This is a genomic window from Nocardia altamirensis NBRC 108246 (genome assembly GCF_001612685.1).
GTDB lineage: Bacteria > Actinomycetota > Actinomycetes > Mycobacteriales > Mycobacteriaceae > Nocardia > Nocardia altamirensis.
Genome location: NZ_BDAY01000022.1, coordinates 31,410 through 49,912 on the forward strand (window position 1 = coordinate 31,410; position 18,503 = coordinate 49,912).

Here is an 18,503-nt window from a genome sequence, read left to right on the forward strand (position 1 = left end):
TCGATGCGGATCCATCACCTCAATTGCGGCACCCTGCGACCGCCTTCGCCTCGGTTGGTGAACGGGACAGGATCGCTGTTCGGGCGCGGGAAATGCGTGTGCCATTGCCTGTTGATCGAAACCGACACCCAGCTCGTGTTGGTCGATACCGGCATCGGCCTGCGCGATGTCGCGCAGCCGACCAAGACCCTCGGCGCCGACTTCGTGTGGGGCGTCCATCCCATCCTCGATCCCGACGAGACCGCGATCCGGCAGATCCAGCGGCTCGGCTACCGCGCAAGCGACGTCGGGCACATCGTGATGACGCACCTCGACATCGACCACACCGGCGGCCTGCCCGATTTCCCGCACGCGACCGTGCACGTCAACGCGGACGAAATCGCCGCTGCCCGTAAGCCGCTCACGTTCATCGAACGTCGGCGCTACGGGGGCGCGTCCTGGGCACACGGGCCCAAATGGGCCGAACATCGCACCGAAGGCGCCGACTGGTTCGGGTTCCGTGCCGTGCGCGAGCTGCCCGGTCTGCCCGCCGAAATCCTGCTGGTCCCCCTCGATGGTCATACCCGCGGACACACCGGCATCGCGATCGACACCGGCGCGAGCACGGGCCCGCGTTGGCTGTTGCATGCCGGTGATTCCTATGACCATCACAATCAGCTGGCCGCAGACCCGAGCTGCCCACTCGGGTTGAAAGCGTTTCAGTATGCGCTGCAATCCAATAGGTCCAATCGCCTGCACAATGTCGAGCGCCTTCGCGAACTCGCCACCACCGGCGAAGTCGATATCTTCTGCGCCCACGACCCGGACGACTTCGACCGCTTCGCGCCGACACTGTCCGACCGGCAACTCGAATCCGCAGCCCGGCTATGAACGAATTGAGCCTCGTAGCCGCATTATCGGGCCGATCACCGATCATCGATTTGCACGCGCACGGCATGAGCATCATTCCCGGCTGGCTCCGCGCCCTCGGTAAGAAGGCGGTCTCGATGCCGTCCGCCCCGCTCTCCGTGCTGCGGGACGAGCACGTCAACCTGTCCGTGCTCACCGCGGTCGGCGATCCGCTCGGCACCCGGTGGCGCTCCCGGTCGCCCTGGTCGGCGGTCGTCGATCAACTGTCGGCAGCGCGCGCCGAGGCAGCGGCGGCAGGCGTCACCGTGGTGACCGAGGCAGCGTCGATCACCCACTCCAGCGGGCCTGCGGTCATCCTCGGCGTCGAGGGCGCGGATGTCGTTGGCGCCGAGCCGGATCGGTTGTTCGAGTTGCACGAGATGGGCGTGCGCGTGCTCGGCCTGGTGCACTACTCGGACAACAAGCTGGGCACCATCGGCATGTCCGCGTTCGGCGGCCGGGGTACCAGGGCGGTCCGCGGTGGGCGCCGGTCCGCGGGCCTGAGCCCGCTCGGCAAAGAGGTTGTCGCGGAGATGAACCGGCTGGACATGCTGATCGATCTCGCGCACGCGGATTTCGCCACTACCATGTCGGTCTGCGAGCACAGCACCGCCCCGGTGGTCAGCTCACACACCGGCGTGACCGGCGCGCAAGACTTTCCGAGGTTCATCAGCGACGCGGAGGTCGAGGCGATCGCCGCGACCGGCGGCGTGATCGGCCTTTCACCGTCGCGCATCGGTTCCTACGCCATGCAGGACCTCGACGACTTCGCCAGGCACGCAGCGCATGTGGCACAACTGGTCGGCGTCGAGCACCTCTGCGTCGGCACGGATATGAACGGTGTCATCGGCTATCTCGACGGATTCGACGGGCCACGAGACCTACCCATGCTCGCCACGGCGCTGGCGCACACCGGGTTCGACGCCGCCGAGGTGCGCGGGATCCTCGGCGACAACGCGCTTCGCGTCTTGAAAACCGTTCTGTCACACAGTGGTCAGCCGGTCCCGCAACATCGCGTGCGGTAACCATGCGGTTCGCTGTCGTCGGCGCGGGCAGCGTCGGTTGCTACATCGGCGCCCGACTCCAGGTCTGCGGCCACACTGTCGTCTATATCGGGCGTCGGCCGATCGCCGACGCGGTCGCGACGCACGGTCTCGAAGTGTCCGACTATCGCGGGTGGTCCGCGACGGTGGACCGGAACGACTGCTGGTTCACCGACGAAATGGCCATGGCCGCAACGGCCGACGCCGTGCTCGTCACGGTCAAGTCCGCGGCAACCAGCGAGGTGGCCGCACTTCTCGGCCGCGGACTATCGCGGCATACGTCAGTCATCAGCCTGCAGAACGGAATACGCAACGCGGCGGAGCTGGCCCGTGAATGTCACGGCGTCGCCGCGGGCACGGTCGGCTTCACCGTGGCGCGGGTCGGGCCGACGCATTTCCGGCAGGCCAGCAAGGGCCGACTCACGATCGGCCCCGCGGCGACGGACGTCGCGGCGGCACTGACCGCGGCGGGCCTGCCGACCGGGACGCGCAGCGAGATGCTCCCACTCCAATGGGGAAAGCTGGTGCTGCACTTGAACAACGCGGTGAACGGGCTGTCCGGGTTGACCCTCGGCGACCAACTGGCCCAGCGCGATTTCCGGCGGGTGTACGCCGCGGCAGTAGCCGAGGCGCTCGGGGTGCTCCGCATCGCAGGCCAGCCGGTCGCGAGCCCGCTCGCCATCCCGCTCGCCGCCGTCCCGCGCATCCTGCGCGCGCCCGATTCCCTCTTCGCCCACGCGGCAAAACAATTCGTACCGCTGGACCCGACAGCGTGCTCCTCCATGGCGGATGACCTCGCCGCCGACAAACCCACCGAGGTCGACTACCTCAACGGCGAGATCGTCGCCATGGCAGCCCGATTGGGCAACACCGCACCCGTCAATGCCGCGCTGGTCAAGCTCATCCACGACACCGAACGCACCCGCAGGCGCCCATGGTCCGGCGAAGCGCTGCTCGCCGCCGTCGGCGCGACGGCGCAGTAACCACATTGTCGGAAACGACACCGCGGCCGGTGTCGAAACACCGGCCGCGGTCATCGAATCGGGTCAGATCAGCGTGAGACGCGCCCGGTGACCAAGCGGACCAGGAACAGCAGGATGACCGCGCCGCCGAGACAGGTGAAGAAGCTGAACCAGAGGCCGGCGCCTTCGACGTCGACGCCGAGCAGCTTCAGTAGGAAGCCGCCGAGGAGGCCGCCGACCACGCCGACCACGATGTTGAGCAGGATGCCCTGCTGTGCGTCCGTCTTCATGATCTTGCTGGCGATCCAGCCGGCGATACCGCCGATGATGATCCATCCGAGGATCCCGAGACCGAGCATGATGTCCTCCACTTGATGTGCTGCCGCGCTCGCGGTGAGCGCGCCGTCCGGGCGAATACCCGCCGACGCGTGCGTCACACAGGCCCCGGCAAAGGTCACACCTCGCGCACCGGGGCTATCGCCGCGGCCGATCAGGTGACCCGCGTGAGACGCCGAAAGCAAGCCCCAGGGTGGGGCTATCCGGAGTTACCTGCGGTCGGGACATAATCGCCCTAGTCCAAGATTGTTCCCTATTTCCGAGGGCCGAGTCGAGGGTTCGGCGCGGACTGTCGCGCTATCGCGGCTCGTCGGACAGCGCCGTGAGAATCTCGTCCGCCGCGCGCTCACCGGAACGGATCGCGCCGTCCATGTAACCCATCCACACGGTCGCGGTCTCGGCGCCTGCCCAGTGCACCCGACCGACGGGCACCCGCAGCGCACGGCCGTACGCGGTCCAGGTGTTGGGCGGGAAGAACGCACCGTAGCAGCCGCGGCTCCATTCCTCTGCGGCCCAATCCTTTTCGAGGTATGTGCGCGGCCGCTCCGCTTGCGCACCGAAGAACCGGACGAAGGCGGCGAGCACCTCGGCCCTGCGGTCGGCCTCGGTGCCACTGGCCAATTCGCGGGCGGTCCGCGCTTCCAAGAAGGCGAGCAGGACGCCGGGGCCGCCCTCGGCGGGCGAGTTGTCGAACACCGCTTTCACCGGGCCCGCGGTCGCGATCACCTGGCCGGACAGACCATTGTCGCGCCAGAACGGCGCGTCGTACACCGCCATGCATTTGATGACCGACCCGTTCGGTGTGCGCTGGGTCAACAGATCGCGATCGGTGGGCAACTGCGGCGAGTAGGTGAGCCTGCCCGACAGCGCCGGATTCATCGCGACGATCACCCGCCGCGCACGCACCGCGACGGTGTCTCCGTGCACGATCACCGAGGACGCGGTCTGCGCGATCCGCCGGATCGGCGTCGCCAGCAGCAGGTCTTCCCGCGGCATCCTGGCCGCCATCGCCAGGGCGATCCGCTGCGAGCCGCCGACCACCCGGCTCTCCTGCGCGCCGCCGTCGGTGTCGATCAACCGATCGATGCCGCCCGCGGCGTGCACGTAGGCGAGCAGATGCAGCAGCGACACCTCGGCGGGATCGGCCGCCCACACCATTTCGCACATGGTGGTGATCACCGCACGGCCCGCGGCGCTGAAAACCCCACGCCGCATCCAGGTTTCGACGGTTTGACCATCCCACTCGCCCGCCCGTGCCGCCTGCCACGGCGCCGCAGCAGGCACCGTCCGCGCCATCCGATCCAGGCGCTTCAGCGCCACGAAACCTTCGGCGAGCCCCGGCGCCGGGATCAACGGGAACCGCCCACGAAACCGATGCAGCCGACCCCGATGCTCGAAGAGGTGCCGACCCGCATTGTGGGTGGGATAGATCCCGAGGCCGAGTTCCTCGATCACCGCCAGGATCCGATCCTGACCGGGGCCGACCCACTGACCGCCGACCTCGACGACGTGTCCGTCCCCGATCGGATGATTCAGCGTCCGGCCGCCGACCCGGTCCCTCGCCTCGGCGAGCACTACGCGTGCACCGTTGTCGCGTAGTCGGCGCGCCGCGCTCAATCCGGCCAGACCGGCACCGACGACCACCACATCGGCTTCCCGCGTCACTGCAGTCATGTGCCGTCCGTCCTCGCCGCCATGGGGTACCGCTGTCGAGTATCGGCGATGCCACGCTGTCGAGAACAGGTGTTAAGCCGCTCTTGTCAGCGCAACGGGCGTGCTCAGTCCTGTCCGACGCTCGAGGCCTGGTCGAGCAAGGTCACGCCCAGTTCGACGAGGAAGTCGGCATGCACGGTCGACAGGGTTTCGGCCGTCTCGTGCCCGGCGAGGATGTAAGTGTCGGGATCGGCCTGACCGGCGATGAACTGTTCCAGCGCCGCGTCGTCCTGCCCGAATTCGCGGAGGCGATCGAGGTCCATGACGACCTCTTTGTGCATCATCGTGCCGCCCCAGACCTTGGTGGCGGTGGTGGTGAGGGTGAAGTCCTTGGTCTCGTCGTGCATACGCTGATAACGCGGCCAATCCTCGGCAACGACGGTGAAGCGCATCGGAACGACGTTGTCACCGATCACGAAATCCGCCGCCATGCGGTCGCCGAGCCGAAGCGGTCGCTCGACGGTGCCGCGCACCGTGGCACTGGCGGGTGACCACATTTTCGCCGATCGTTGCGGCGCTTGCCGTTCCCGTATCGCGGCGAGCGGCGCTGAAATGAAATAGTCGACTTCCACTTCTCTGAAATCCGCCATGGCGGCCTTCCTGACGTGCCGACGGTGGACGACTTTCGACGATCGATGTTTCGTCAGTCAGTATTGCCGATCGGCGTAGCCGCAAACAGTCAGCTACCACTCGTGTCGCGCGGGCCATGCACCTTCTGTGTACAAAAGGCCCGGATATCGCGGTCATTAAGAACTTAACGTAGTTCTTCGAAAGTCACCTGGATAACGTGGTATTACGCCGCCTGAGGCGGTGGTCGGGAGTGTGCGCACACGGAGAGGCCGCGGTTCGTGATCAAAACTGCGCTGATCAAGTCGGTGGCCTTCCTCGGCGCGATGGCCATCCTATTCGGCGGCGCCGCAGTGGTTTCCGGCTATGTCGTACAGACAGGGTCGGATCTGGAGCGCGACCGCGCCCTCGGACTGGTGCTCCTGCTCGGCGGTATCGCGTTGACGGCCGCCGGCGTCCTGCTCGATCGCCGATTTCAGCGGGTCAGCAGGCAGGTCGAAGGCGGGACCTTGCTGTACCGCGCCGACCTGGCCTGTCGGCGTGGCGACCTGACCGACGCCGAAATCTGGTACCGCCGAGCGGCCGACCTGGGGAACACCGACGCGATGACCCACCTCGGGCACCTCCTGTTCGCGGAGGGTGAGCTGGCCGAGGCCGAATTCTGGTACAGCAGGGCCGCCGCGCGCGGCAACGACGACGCCGTCGCAGGCATCCGGCGGGTCATGTATCACCAACATGCCGGGCGGGCACTGCCGCACTGCGGCTGTGCCGAGCATCGGAATAATGGTTGGGTCATAGAGTTTGATCAAGATCGATATTAACGCTGGGAACTTCATATCCAGTTGAACATCCTTGCCGACACCGAACAAACCCTGAATGCTCATCGAAACTTCGATTTGTCCGACTTACCGGGTCGTCTGACGAACGATCCAGAAGGAGTCTGGGGTGTCGCTTTACCGAAAGACTTTGATTGTTTCCTTCGCACTACTGTGTGGTCTGGGGACTGCTTCCGTGCCGACCACTGCGGTCGCCGAGCCGGGGGCGGCAGCGGTCGATACCGACGGTGACGGGTTGGCCGATGATTGGGAGAAGAACGGATATGACGCCGATGGCGACGGGAAGATTGATGTCGATCTCCCGAAGCTCGGCGCGAATCCGAACCACAAGGACATCTTTGTCGAGATGGACTACATGAACGGGCGCCTGCCGACGACGGCGGCACTCGACCGTGTCGTCAGCGTCTTCGGCACCGCGCCGGTCACCAACCCGGACAACAAGCCAGGCATCAACATCCATCTGGACGCGGGGAACGCCAGGGGCAACACCTACAACCTCGGCGGCGGGAACCAGGTCCCCACCGATAGTGATTTGTCGCCCGTGGATTCCCAGGTCCAGGCCATCAAGCGGACCCATTTCAACTCGAAACGCGCCGCTGTCTTCCATTACATGATCTGGGCGGACTCCTACAACGGCGGTTGCAGCAGTGGCATTTCGCTCGGCATCCCTGCCGATACCTTCATCGTCTCGCTCGGCCCGAAGTGCGGCTGGAATCCCGGCGACGACGGAAATGTCGGCACGTTCATCCACGAGCTCGGCCACAATCTCGGCCTGAAGCACGGCGGTTCCGACCACACCAATTACAAGCCGAACTACCTCAGCGTCATGAACTACAGCTTCCAGTTCGCCGGCGTTCCCAAGACCGACGGTGGCGCCGACTTCGGCTACTCCCGCGTGAATCCGCCTGCGCTGAACGAGAATTCGCTGCAGGAGCGACAGGGTCTCGGCCCGACGGCGGCCCCGTGGAAGACCACCTACTTCTGCCCCGACGGCACCAGGCGGCGTACGCAGAACGCGGCGTCGCAGCCGATCGACTGGGATTGTGACGGCAGCATCGACACCAATGCGGTGCGCACCAGCATCAACAACGACAGCAGCTATGGCACCTTGCAGGCCCAGAACAACTGGAGCTCGCTGGTGTACACCGGCGGCGCCGTCGGGCCGTTCGCGCCGGAAACCCGGACCGCTCCCGAGCAATCGCCGGAGGAAATGACCAAGGAGGACTTCGACAAGTTGCAGCGCAGCCTCCGCTAGCTCGCTCGATCCACGACGGCGCGGCCTCCGTGTGAGGCCGCGCCGTTCGTGCGCGTCCCGACCGAACGGCCGCCGTCGAAGCTCCGACGCCCGCTCCCGCGTCGACATCCCGTAATCAGCCTGCACGGTGGTGTTCATCCGATGTTTACGATGTCCGGATGCTTACTCACGACGCGCAACGCAGCTCGCCCCCACCGCCCGAGCGAGTGGATGTTGCGCGGCACGAGCGGCACTTTCGACCACTGACCATCTGGTCCGGCATCGCCGCGGCGGTGCTCGTTCTCGTTGCCGGACAGCTCATGTCCGCTCATATCCACGCGCTCGGCCCGTTGACCAGCCTTTTCCGCGACTACGTCGGGACGCCCAAGTCGGCGACCACCTCGTGGGCCGGCTTCCTGCTCGCACTGGTCGGCGTCACGACCCGGGTGCGCGTGATCGCCTTGGCCGCCGCGATCGGCATCGATCTGATCTTCGTGGCCATCCGGGCGATCGAGGGCGCCAAGTTCACGGTCGGCAACGGTCCGACGATAGTGCTCACCGCGCTCGCGGTGCTCGCCGTCGTGCGGTGGCACGGCGCCAGGCGCGAAACGGCGTTGCGCACCATCGCACTCGGTGCGCTGCTCATCCTCGCGACCAAGGTCGGTGAGATCTGGTTGGACATCACCGCATGGGCCTGCCCGCTCGTCCTCGATCCGTACACGCAACTGGCCGATCAGGCGCTCGGCAATCCGTCGTGGCTCGTCGGCCATGCGCTCGACGTGGCAGGACCTGCGGCAGTCGGGTTGGTGCGCTGGGTGTACTTCGAGCTGCCCGTCGCGGCCATCGTGGTCGCCGTCTGGCAGCTGCGCGGGGTGACCGCCGGTCGATGGCCACAGCATCATCTGGTGCGCACGTTCTTGGTGCTCGGCCTCATCGGCCCGATCGGATACGTGTTGTTCCCCGTGGTCGGCCCGATACTCGCCTTCGGACCGGAAGGGCACGGCATGGAGCTCGCCGACGTCTGGCCGAATACCATTCCGGCGCTGCCGTTCCCGGTGGATTCGATGCCGTTCGACACCATCACCCCGCGCAACTGCATGCCGTCGCTGCACACCGCGTGGGCGCTCGCGCTGTTCATTCATTCCCGGCGCGGGCCGCTCTGGTTGCGTTGGGGTGGGGCGTTCTGGCTGGTGGGCACCCTCATCGCGACACTCGGGCTCGGTGCACACTACGGCGTCGATCTCGTTGCGGGCGCGGCGTTGTGCCTGACCGTCGAGTCCGTGCTGCGCGATCCGGCGCGGGGGTGGGATCGCGGCCGGATCCAAGTGGTGATCATGGGCGTCGTCACGTTCGCGGGCGTGCTGCTGTGCACCCGCTACCTCGCCGAATCGATGGCGGCACATCCGATCCCGTTCGGTGTCGCGATCCTCGGCACGCTCGCCGCGCTGGTTGCCATGTTCTATGCGGCCTGGTTCGGACCGAACAGTGCCAGCGAACCGCCCGTCACCGCATCCGTTACCCGCGAACAGGTCGATGCCGTGTCCAACCCCTGACCCGATCATCCGGTGACGCTGGCCTGGCCGTTCTCGATGTGCCCGCGGAAGTGGCGCTCGTAGGCCGGGTCGACGTCCACAGTCAGCGAAAGGTCGTACCAGCCCTTGCCGTTGCCGAGCGCGTTCCAGGTATCGGTGGTGGTCTTGCCTGCCGCGATCTTGTAGGTCCACGGACCGTCTTTCCGGTAGCTGTTGGCCTTGACCGTGACGGTGGCCTGCTTGGTGCCCTTGTTCGTCATCGACAGTTGCAGCTTGTTGTCCGGCGTGTAGCCCGCGATCACTTCCAGCGGTGAACTCGCGGTGCCTGCCAGCCGCCAGAGGAACCGATTCGGGCCGTGCACCGCGATGGCGTATTTCGTGCCGGGATAGAACTTGATGTTCCAGGTGTCGGAGACGGCGTCGCCTGCCTTCACGTCGTAGCGCCACGGCCCGTCGGTGCGGCCGTCGGCGCGATAGGCGGCCAGCTGGAGGTCAGCCGTGCCGGTGTTGCGGAACGTCGTGGTGAGAGCGCCTCCGGCAGCGAGGATTCCGGTCACCGTCGGGGCATAGGGCAGCGGCCTGGCCGGCCTGGTGCCCGGTTCCTGGGTCGGCGGCTGTTGGCTGCCCGTTGCCGGTGGCGCAGGCTTCGGCAGCGAACTCTGGGTCGCATCGGCTTGCGCCCTCAGTGCATTGGCGTCGGGCAGCATCGGGATGGTGACGTCCGGCTTGGCGAAGTCGAAGCACCCGGTGAGGTCGCCGCAGATGGACCGGCGCCACGCCGAGATATTGGGCTCGGCGACGCCGGTCCACTTCTCCAGGAAGCGGATCACCGAGGTGTGGTCGTACACCTGCGAATTCACCCAGCCGCCGCGGCTCCACGGCGAGATCACCAGCATCGGCACCCGCGGGCCGAGTCCGATGGGCTGGCCGTTGACGTACTCGCCAGGGGTGCCCTGCGGCGCCATCGGCGGCGGCACGTGATCGTAGAATCCGTCGTTCTCGTCGAAGTTGATCAGCAGGGCGGTCGAATCCCACAGCTTCTGATTGCCCCACAACGCTTTCAGCACCGCCTGGGTGTAGGCCGCGCCGTCGCAGGGGCGGGCCGCCGGATGCTCGGAGTAGCCGTAGGGCGCGACGACCCAGGAAACCTGCGGCAGCCGTCCGGCGGCACAGTCGGCGACGAAATCGGTGAGCACGTGGCCGACGTCTTTGCCACGACCGGAATCCGGCTTCCAGTTGTTCTCGCCGAATACCTTTGCCCGCGAAGCCAGTTCGGTGTTCTTCGGATCGTGGTAGGCATCGAACAGCCACAGCGGATTGTCACCGTAGTCGCCGACGAAGGGATGGCGGCCCGAGTCGTCGCCGATCTCGTCGTTGGCGTACACCTTCCAGCTGATCCCCTTGGCCAGCAGGCGCTCCGGATAGGTGGTCCAGCGATAGACCGGCTTGTAGTTCGGCGGGTTGCCGGTTGCCGGTCCGCCGAATTGCCCTGCGGCGTCGATGGTTCCGGTCCAGTGATAGAGCCGGTTCGGCGTGGTCGGGCCGAGCACCGAACAGTAGTAGTGGTCGCAGACGGTGAACGCGTCGGCCACCGCGCGGTGGAACGGGATGTCGGCCTTGGTGAAATAACCCATGGCCATCTCGCCTTTCGCCGCGATCCAGCCATCGCTCCAGCCGTCACGGACCGCGCGGTGCTGATCGTCCCAGCCGTGCGGCAGATCGCCGGTGTCCTGGCCGTCGACCACCGTGGTGTCGATGTGGAAGGGCAGCAGATAGCCGCCGTCGGAACGGCCGGAATCCGGCTGGTAGTAGAGGTTTCGGCCGTCGGGCTTGACCAGGGCACTCGCGTCGGCGAGTCCACGCACCCCGCGCATCGTGCCGAAATAGTGGTCGAAGGACCGGTTCTCCTGCATCAGGATCACCACGTGCTCGACATCGTTCAGTGTGCCGCGTTTGCCAGGCGCGGCGAGCGCTTCGGCCATGCCGGACGGCAAGGCTTGCAAACCGGTGGTCACCGCGGCCGCGCCGAGCGCGCCTCCGATGAATCGTCGCCTGGGAAAACTCGAACCGCTTCGGGGCACCGCATTGCCTCTCGGTCTGACAGAGAACGTGCACAGCAAATGGCGTTCGCGAATCTCATGCCGATTTTCTGGGCCGTAAACAAATGCGCCGTAAACCCCCCATTACGTAAAACCGAATGAGTCGCGTCCGATCAGTGCGAGAGAATTCTCGACCGGCACTGCTGCGGCAACGTGGGCGCATTTGTCATGAATTGACGATGGAATGGTACAACGCGACAGAAAGTTTGTCGCGCGCACCACATCGACGACGATCGAATGTCTCGATCAGGAGGCCCGATCCGCGGCCAAGAACGGCAGCACGACGGGCAGCACCGCGGCCGAATCACTCCATGCGGCGACGTGACCCAGCCCAGGCACCGAAGTGAACGGCGTGCCAGTCCGCTCGGCAAAGGTGTGCATGGCGTCGTGCCACATGTCGTCCGCACCGGCGTACATGAGCATCGGCACGTCGACCTCGGCCAACTGGGCATGCAGGCCCGGCTCGGTGGAGAACGCCGCGTAGTTCGCGCGCAGCGCCGCCGGGTTCGCGGCCTCGATCACCGCGGCCAGCGTGGGGTCGGCCGCGGAGCCCTGTTCGATCAGCGGGTACATGTCGGCGTCGGCAGGCAGTCCGAGTTCGCCGCGCATCAGGTCCAGCGCCGAATCGAACCCGTCGATGGGGTCGAACGCGCCGGCGACCAGCCTGGTGAGGCGTTCGGGCGCGTGCACTGCCACGGCGAAGCCGGTCAGCGCGCCGAGCGAGTATCCCCAGTACGCCGCCTTGTCGGCGCCGACCTCGTCGAGCACCGCGGTGATCGAGTCGGCCCGCTTGGACAACGCGTACGCCGCTTTGTCCTGCGGTGCGTCACTGGCGCCGAGGCCGAGCGGATCGACCAGGATCACCGTGTGGGTGGTCGCCAGGACCGAGGTATAGCCCGCCTCCGTCCAATGCGCACCGATCTGAAACATGCCGGGGTGCAACACCAGTGGCGGTCCATCCCCGAAGACCTCGTAGGCGATCTTCAGTCCGTTACTCCGTGCGATGGGCACTGACCACTCCTTATCCACTAACGGTCGAACGTCTCGACGAGGGTACCGACCGCACTACACACGACGACTTCGGCAAGGCTTGCCCGTTGTTCTGAGGGCTTGCCCGGCCACCGGGCCACCTTGTTGACTGGTCCGAAGAGCCGATGAATCGAATACGTCGATCGTGCGCTCTTCGCCCCCGGCGTGCGCCCACGATCGCCTCACGGGGAGTGTTGTGTCCTTGCGCCGTCCTTCGACGCTGCTGAATGTGCTGACCGACCGGGCCGCCGAGACGCCCGACAGACCAGCCTTCACCTACCTATCGGAAGGTGGCGGTGCGGACACGCTCACCTATCACGAGGTGTACGCGGCTGCCGTCGACCTCGCGACGAAGGTGCGCGATATCGGCGCCCCCGGCGACCGGGTGCTGGTCGTCTCGGTGTTCGGGCCGCACTTCCTCGCGTCGTTCTTCGCCTGCCTGCTGGCCCGCCGGATCCCGGTTCCGGTCGCGAATCACCAACCAGGAGCGGCCTTCTCGGACCTGGCCGCGCTCGCGACGATGGCGGCCGACTGTGCGGCGACGACCATCATGGCGCCGCGGGCGACGGTCGAGGCGCTGCGCGCGGCGAGCCTGGACTACCCGCCGTTACCGGGGCTGGCGTGGGTCGCCAACGACGAACCGACCGGACACGTACTGGCGCAGCCGATTGCGGCCGATCCGGGGGATATCGCCTTCCTGCAGTACACCTCCGGTTCGACACGGACGCCGCGCGGGGTCATGGTGACCCATGCGAATCTGATGCACAATCTCGGCGTCATCGAGCGCACCTTCGGGCATACGCCGGACAGCAAGGGCGTGATCTGGTTGCCTGCGCACCACGACATGGGGCTCATCGGCGGGTTGTTGCAGCCGCTGTACGCGGGTTTTCCGGTGGTGCTGATGTCGCCGGAGGCCTTCGTGCGCGACCCGCTCACGTGGCTGCGCGCCTTGTCCGACCACGGCGGGACGACCAGCGGCGGGCCCAACGTCTGCTACGACTACAGCGTCAGGCGGGTGTCTCCCGACGCGGTGGCCGAGCTGGATCTGAGCAGCTGGGATGTCGCGTTCGTGGCCGCCGAGCCGATCAATCAGCGTGCGCTGCAACGCTTTGCGGACCATTTCGCACCCGCCGGGTTCCGTCGCGAAAGCCTGCTTCCCGGTTACGGTCTTGCCGAGTCGACCTTGTTCGTCAGCGTGACGGACCGTGGCGCCGGTGTGCGCTCGACCCAGGTATCGGGCCGCGACATCGTCAGCTGTGGCGTGGTCGCAGGCGGCAGCGCCGTCATTGCTGACCTCGACGGCCGACACCGCGTGGCGTCCGGTGAGATCGGCGAGATCTGGTTGACCGGGCCGAGCGTCGCCGAGGGGTACTGGAGTCGGCAGCCGGAGACCGAGGCGGCCTTCCACGCCCGACTGCCCGGCGATCCGGCCACCTATCTGCGCACCGGCGATCTCGGTTTCCTGCGCGACGGCGAGCTGTACGTGACCGGCCGGGTGAAAGAGCTGATCATCATCCGTGGCCGCAATATCGCGCCGCAGGATATCGAATGGACCATCGAGACACAGCATCCCGCGCTGCGTCGGGGCCGGTGCGCGGCCGTCGGTGTCGACGTCGCAGGGACGGAAGCGCTCGCGGTGCTGCTCGAGGTCGACGAGGGCAAGCTCGACCAATCCTTGGCGGAGCTGGAAGCCTCGATCAGGCAGGCGATTTCGCACGACCACGGGCTCGATATCCACCGTGTCGTCTTCCTCGCTCCCGGCCAGCTGCCGAGAACAACCAGCGGCAAGGTGCAGCGGCTGAAGGCCAGAGACGAGTTTCTCGTCGAGAGCGTAGCCGAGCAGCTGACCGGCTGGCTGGCACAGCTGATCGGTGTGGCGCCATGGGCGGTCAATGCCGAGCGGCCGCTGACGGCAATGGGTTTGGACTCGGTGAAGGCCAGCGAGTTCGGTACGTATGTGGAGCGCAAGTTCGGCTATTCGGTCGCGCCGGAGCGGCTGTTCGAAGGCCTGACGCTCAACCGGCTTGCGGCCGACATCGAGGCGCGTACCGTCACCTCGGCTCAGCAGATCGACCCGCCGGACCTCATCGAGCCGATGCCGCTGGCGCCGGTGCCGGAAACACGCAGTGCCCCAGTCGAGTTCAGCCTGTTCTTCTTCGCCAGCGATGCGGAGCCCGACAATCAGGATCGGTACGGCCTTTTCCTCGACTGCGCCGATTTCGCCGATGTCAACGACTTCCGCGCGGTCTGGCTGCCGGAGCGGCACTTTCACCGTTTCGGTGGGCTGTTCCCGAATCCGGCCGTACTCGGCGGTGTGCTGGCGCGCACGACCGAACGGATCCGGATCCGCGCGGGCAGTGTCGTCCTGCCGCTGCACGATCCGGTGCGCGTCGCCGAGGAGTGGTCCGTCGTCGACAACCTCTCCGGCGGCCGGGTCGATATCGCGTTCGCGACCGGATGGAATCCGGACGACTTCGTGCTCGCCACCGACGACTACGCCGACCGCGAGCAGGTCATGCTCGCAGGCGCCGACCAGGTGCGGCGACTGTGGCGCGGGGAGGCAATCACCCGGCCGAACGGCAAGGGCGAGCAGATCGAGGTGCGTACCTTCCCACCACCGGTCCAACCCGAATTGCCGATGTGGATCACCTGTAGCGGCGGGGTCGGCCGGTTCGAACAGGCCGGGGAACTCGGCGCAAATGTCTTGACCGCGTTGCTGTTCCAGGATGTCGACGAGCTGCGCACGAAGATCGCCGCGTACCGCAAAGCCAGGGCGGCGCACGGCCACGATCCGCACGGTGGGCACGTCACGCTGATGCTGCACACTTTCCTCGACCCCGACGAGGACTACGCCAGGCAGGTGGTCGAGCAGCCGTTCAAGGAGTATCTGCGCGACTCGGTCGATCTGTGGCGCCGCGGCGCGGAGCCGCTGAACAACCTGAGCGAGGCCGAACAGGGTCGTGTCCTCGACTACGCCTTCGCACGCTACTTCCACACGAGTGCGCTGCTCGGCACCCCTGACCATGCCGTGCACCTGATCGACGAGCTGGTGTCGGCCGGTGTCGACGAGATCGCCTGCCTGGTGGACTTCGGCGTCGACCGGGCGCGGGTCCTCGACAGCTTGCGGCATCTGGCGGACCTGCGCGACCGATGGCCGACCGCTGCGGCGCCGACGCCGCCCGCCGACGAGGATCTCGGGGTGTCCCTGCGCAACCGGCAGGCGCTCGCGCTGCGCACCAGCGGCGGCGTGCTGGCCAAGGCCAGGGACTTCGATCTGGCCACCCGGTTGCGCGCGGCGGATCTGCTGCCGTTCTATCCGGATCTGAGCGAATCCGACGGTGCCACCTGCCAGTTCGAGGGCAGAGAGCTGATCATGTTGGGCTCCAACAACTATTTGGGGCTCACCGCGGATCGCAGGGTCCGCGAGGCGACCGCCGCGGCGGCGCTGCGGGACGGGCCGAGCGTCACCGGATCCCGCCTGATGAATGGGTCGACCCCCGCGCACGGCGAGCTGGAGCGCAGGCTCGCGCGCTTCGTCGATCGGCCGGACGCACTGTTGTTCACCACGGGATACCAGGCGAATCTCGGCTTGTTGTCGGCCTTCATGGGTCCGGGCACAGCGCTGCTCGTCGACGAGGAATGCCACGCCTCGATCTATGACGGTGCGGCGATCGGCGGCTGCCGGTTGATCCAGTTCCGGCACAACGACAGTGCCGATCTCGACCGCAGGCTCCGTGCCGAGGCGGGCGGGCTGCCCGCGATGGTCATGGTCGACGGCGTGTATTCGATGTCCGGTGATATCGCAAGGCTGGCCGAGATACGCGCGGTGTGCGATCGGCACCAGGTGCCGTTGGCGGTGGACGACGCGCACGGTCTCGGCATGATCGGCGCGACCGGACGCGGCGTCGAGGAGGAGCTGAGCATGGTCGGCGCGGCCGATCTGCTCAGCGGCACCTTCTCCAAGAGTTTGGCCTCGGTCGGCGGCTGGCTGGCAGGCCCGAACGACCTGCTCGACTGGGTGCGGTATTACGGTCGATCCCAACTGTTTTCGGCGGCGATCTCGCCACCGGCCGTTGCCGCGGCAACGGCCGCACTCGAGATTCTCGAGGCGGAACCCGATCGGGTCGCGACACTGCGCGGACTGTCCTGGTACTGGCGTAATGGCCTGTCGGAGTTGGGCTTCGACACCGGCACCGCGGGCACCACCATCGTTCCGGTGTTCCTCGGTGACGAAGTGCTGTGCCTCCGGTTCGCCAAACGCCTGGTCGACGAGGGCGTTTACGCCAACTGCGTGATCGCGCCCGCGGTGCCTGCCGAGCGACCACTGATCCGGACCACCGTCACGGCGGTGCACGAGATCGACCAGCTCGATCGGGCGTTGGCGGTATTCGAGCGGGTGGGCCGGGAGCTGCGGGTCATCGGCGGGTGATCAGCCGCGCCCGTACAGAATTCGGGCAAGGGTGGCGAGCATCCGATTGTCGACCGGACGGCGAGTGAACGTGGTCGTCCGCACCGGACTCGGAAACCGCTGCCTGGTAATCGCTTTCGCGGCGGTCCATTCGCGCAGACCGTCCGGCCCGTGGATCCGGCCGAAGCCGGAACGGCCGACCCCGCCGTACGGGAGCGCGGGCACCCCGGCATAGGCGACCACCGAGTTGATCGAGGTCATGCCGGAGCGCATGCGGCGCGCCAGTTCCATAGCGCGGGAGCGGGCGAAGACCGCGCCGCCGAGGCCGAATCCGGTGGCGTTCGTCTTGGCGAGTGCCTCATCCATGTCCGCGACGGCGGTGACGACGAGCACCGGACCGAAGGTCTCTTCCCGGATGACCAGCGCGTCTTCGGGCACGTCCACCAGCACGGTCGGTTGGATATATCGGTCGCCGATGCCGTCGAGGCCACCGGTCAGCGCGCGGCTGCCGCGCTCGTGCGCGTCGGCGAGGTGCCGTCGGACGACCGCCACCTGCTCCGGCATCGTGATGGGGCCGACCGGTTGTCCCACACCGGCTTTCACGGTGCCGACCAGTTCGACGACCTTGCTGACGAAGGCAGCGTAGACCTGCTCGTGCACATACGCGCGCTCGACCGAGATGCAGACTTGTCCGGCATTGCTCATCGCACCCCACACCGCGGCGTCGGCGGCGGCCGCCACGTCGGCGTCCTCGTCGACGAGCATGACGTCGGTGGCGCCCGCGTCGATCAGCATCGGGGTCAGCGTCTCGGCGCAGGCGGACATCACGTTTCGCGCGGTGGGCAGCGAGCCGGTGAAGCTGATCTTGTCGACGCCGGAGCGACACAGCGCCTCGCCCGTCGCATCGGCGCCCGTGATGGTGTGCAGCAGCCGATCGTCACCCGCGACCCGGCGAAAGCTGTCGGCGAGCCACTCGCCGACCTGCGGGGTGTACTCACTGTGCTTCAAGACCACGGTGTTGCCGCCTGCCAGGGCGTAGGCGGCGGTGCCGACCGGACCGAAGAGCGGGAAGTCCCATGGACCGAGTACGCCGATGACCCCGAGCGGTTGGTACTCCACCGTGGCCCGCTGATTCATCATGAACAGTCCAGAGGCGGTTCGCCGCGGCCCCAGTACTTTTCGCGCATTCTTGGCGGCCCAGTCGATATGTTGGGCGGCCACGATCACTTCGATTGTCGCGTCCTCCAGCGATTTACCGTTCTCCGCGTGCAGCAGGTCTACCACTTCGTCGCGCCGCTTGATCAACGCCGATCGCCAGGACGTCAGTATTCGCTTGCGCTCACCGAAGCCGATCTCCGCCCACGACGGCTGTGCCTCGCGCGAGCGCTGCACGACCTCGTTGACCTCGACGGCAGTGTGCACCGGGTAGGTGCCGATCACCGCGCCGGTGGCCGGATCGAACGACCGGAAGGTCTCCCCGACCCTGGCGGAGAAACGTTCGTCCACCACGCTCGATTGCTTTTCGATCATCCTCGAAATCCTATCGACCGGCGGCCATCGAGTCGACCGTATTGCCGAAAAACGATACGGCCGGATCCGAAATTCTCATTATTCGAACTGGCATGCGGCGATGAATAAGACAACCCCGAAACCGCCCGGAATTCAGCTCGGATAATTCTGTCGAATATATCGGCACATTTCACATTCGATCGACGACCACGCATCGCGGCCGTCACCACTCCAACAGCACAGAATAACTCGCCAAATCTCGCCTGTGTCAGGAACTCTCAAATTCAGCACCCCGCACAAGCCGACCTGGCCGAATGCCATATCTATCAACATACCGGTCGTTATTT

13 protein-coding genes are annotated in these 18,503 nt (G+C 66.5%); 7 read left to right on the forward strand and 6 right to left on the reverse strand.

The features are described 5' to 3' along the window. The first annotated feature begins 111 nt into the window (after positions 1–111). The 3 genes from NA11_RS14580 (at position 112) to NA11_RS14590 (ending at position 2,914) form a co-directional block, all read left to right on the forward strand. A complete protein-coding gene (locus NA11_RS14580) occupies positions 112–870 on the forward strand; it encodes an MBL fold metallo-hydrolase (protein ID WP_245745878.1) in 759 nt (252 codons plus the stop codon). Between the two features lie 65 nt (positions 871–935). Continuing rightward, positions 936–1,913, forward strand: coding sequence for a dipeptidase (locus NA11_RS14585; protein WP_245745879.1), 978 nt, complete (start codon positions 936–938; stop codon positions 1,911–1,913). A gap of 2 nt (positions 1,914–1,915) precedes the next feature. Further along, a complete protein-coding gene (locus tag NA11_RS14590; protein WP_069162418.1) occupies positions 1,916–2,914 on the forward strand; it encodes a 2-dehydropantoate 2-reductase in 999 nt (332 codons plus the stop codon). Between the two features lie 68 nt (positions 2,915–2,982). On the opposite strand, the gene NA11_RS14595 is transcribed toward NA11_RS14590, so the two are convergent. The 3 genes from NA11_RS14595 to NA11_RS14605 form a co-directional block, all read right to left on the reverse strand. After that, positions 2,983–3,252, reverse strand: coding sequence for a GlsB/YeaQ/YmgE family stress response membrane protein (locus NA11_RS14595; protein WP_069162510.1), 270 nt, complete (start codon positions 3,250–3,252; stop codon positions 2,983–2,985). 274 nt (positions 3,253–3,526) lie between these two features. Continuing rightward, positions 3,527–4,903, reverse strand: a complete 1,377-nt coding sequence (locus NA11_RS14600; RefSeq protein WP_069162419.1) for a flavin monoamine oxidase family protein — start codon at positions 4,901–4,903, stop codon at positions 3,527–3,529. A 104-nt stretch (positions 4,904–5,007) separates the two neighbouring features. Further along, positions 5,008–5,532, reverse strand: coding sequence for a hypothetical protein (locus tag NA11_RS14605; RefSeq protein WP_069162420.1), 525 nt, complete (start codon positions 5,530–5,532; stop codon positions 5,008–5,010). A 258-nt stretch (positions 5,533–5,790) separates the two neighbouring features. Here NA11_RS14605 and NA11_RS14610 point away from each other — a divergent pair, with 258 nt between their 5' ends. The 3 genes from NA11_RS14610 to NA11_RS14620 all read left to right on the forward strand — a co-directional run bounded on the left by NA11_RS14610 (position 5,791) and on the right by NA11_RS14620 (position 9,132). Further along, positions 5,791–6,330 (forward strand): SEL1-like repeat protein, encoded by a 540-nt coding sequence (locus NA11_RS14610; RefSeq protein WP_069162421.1) that lies wholly within the window; start codon positions 5,791–5,793, stop codon positions 6,328–6,330. 190 nt (positions 6,331–6,520) lie between these two features. After that, positions 6,521–7,600 (forward strand): zinc-dependent metalloprotease family protein, encoded by a 1,080-nt coding sequence (locus NA11_RS14615; protein WP_245745880.1) that lies wholly within the window; start codon positions 6,521–6,523, stop codon positions 7,598–7,600. 158 nt (positions 7,601–7,758) lie between these two features. Next, positions 7,759–9,132, forward strand: coding sequence for a phosphatase PAP2 family protein (locus tag NA11_RS14620; RefSeq protein WP_084654623.1), 1,374 nt, complete (start codon positions 7,759–7,761; stop codon positions 9,130–9,132). 5 nt (positions 9,133–9,137) lie between these two features. On the opposite strand, the gene NA11_RS14625 is transcribed toward NA11_RS14620, so the two are convergent. After that, complete coding sequence (locus NA11_RS14625; protein WP_245745881.1) at positions 9,138–11,126, reverse strand: phosphocholine-specific phospholipase C; 1,989 nt, start codon at positions 11,124–11,126, stop codon at positions 9,138–9,140. A gap of 330 nt (positions 11,127–11,456) precedes the next feature. Then, on the reverse strand, positions 11,457–12,221 hold the full coding sequence (locus NA11_RS14630) for an alpha/beta fold hydrolase (protein ID WP_069162424.1): 765 nt from the start codon (positions 12,219–12,221) through the stop codon (positions 11,457–11,459). A 214-nt stretch (positions 12,222–12,435) separates the two neighbouring features. Here NA11_RS14630 and NA11_RS14635 point away from each other — a divergent pair, with 214 nt between their 5' ends. Further along, positions 12,436–16,668, forward strand: coding sequence for a MupA/Atu3671 family FMN-dependent luciferase-like monooxygenase (locus NA11_RS14635; RefSeq protein WP_069162425.1), 4,233 nt, complete (start codon positions 12,436–12,438; stop codon positions 16,666–16,668). Here the strand turns inward: NA11_RS14635 and NA11_RS14640 are convergent, their stop codons facing one another. Next, positions 16,669–18,177 (reverse strand): aldehyde dehydrogenase family protein, encoded by a 1,509-nt coding sequence (locus tag NA11_RS14640; protein WP_069162426.1) that lies wholly within the window; start codon positions 18,175–18,177, stop codon positions 16,669–16,671. Positions 18,178–18,503 lie beyond the last annotated feature (326 nt).

Excerpts from the sequence above, each read along its gene's own strand:
- NA11_RS14585 (WP_245745879.1), top strand. The coding sequence starts at position 936 with ATGAGCATCATTCCCGGCTGGCTCCGCGCCCTCGGTAAGAAGGCGGTC.
- NA11_RS14590 (WP_069162418.1), top strand. The coding sequence starts at position 1,916 with ATGCGGTTCGCTGTCGTCGGCGCGGGCAGCGTCGGTTGCTACATCGGC.
- NA11_RS14595 (WP_069162510.1), bottom strand. The coding sequence starts at position 3,252 with ATGCTCGGTCTCGGGATCCTCGGATGGATCATCATCGGCGGTATCGCC.
- NA11_RS14600 (WP_069162419.1), bottom strand. The coding sequence starts at position 4,903 with ATGACTGCAGTGACGCGGGAAGCCGATGTGGTGGTCGTCGGTGCCGGT.
- NA11_RS14605 (WP_069162420.1), bottom strand. The coding sequence starts at position 5,532 with ATGGCGGATTTCAGAGAAGTGGAAGTCGACTATTTCATTTCAGCGCCG.
- NA11_RS14620 (WP_084654623.1), top strand. The coding sequence starts at position 7,759 with ATGCTTACTCACGACGCGCAACGCAGCTCGCCCCCACCGCCCGAGCGA.
- NA11_RS14640 (WP_069162426.1), bottom strand. The coding sequence starts at position 18,177 with ATGATCGAAAAGCAATCGAGCGTGGTGGACGAACGTTTCTCCGCCAGG.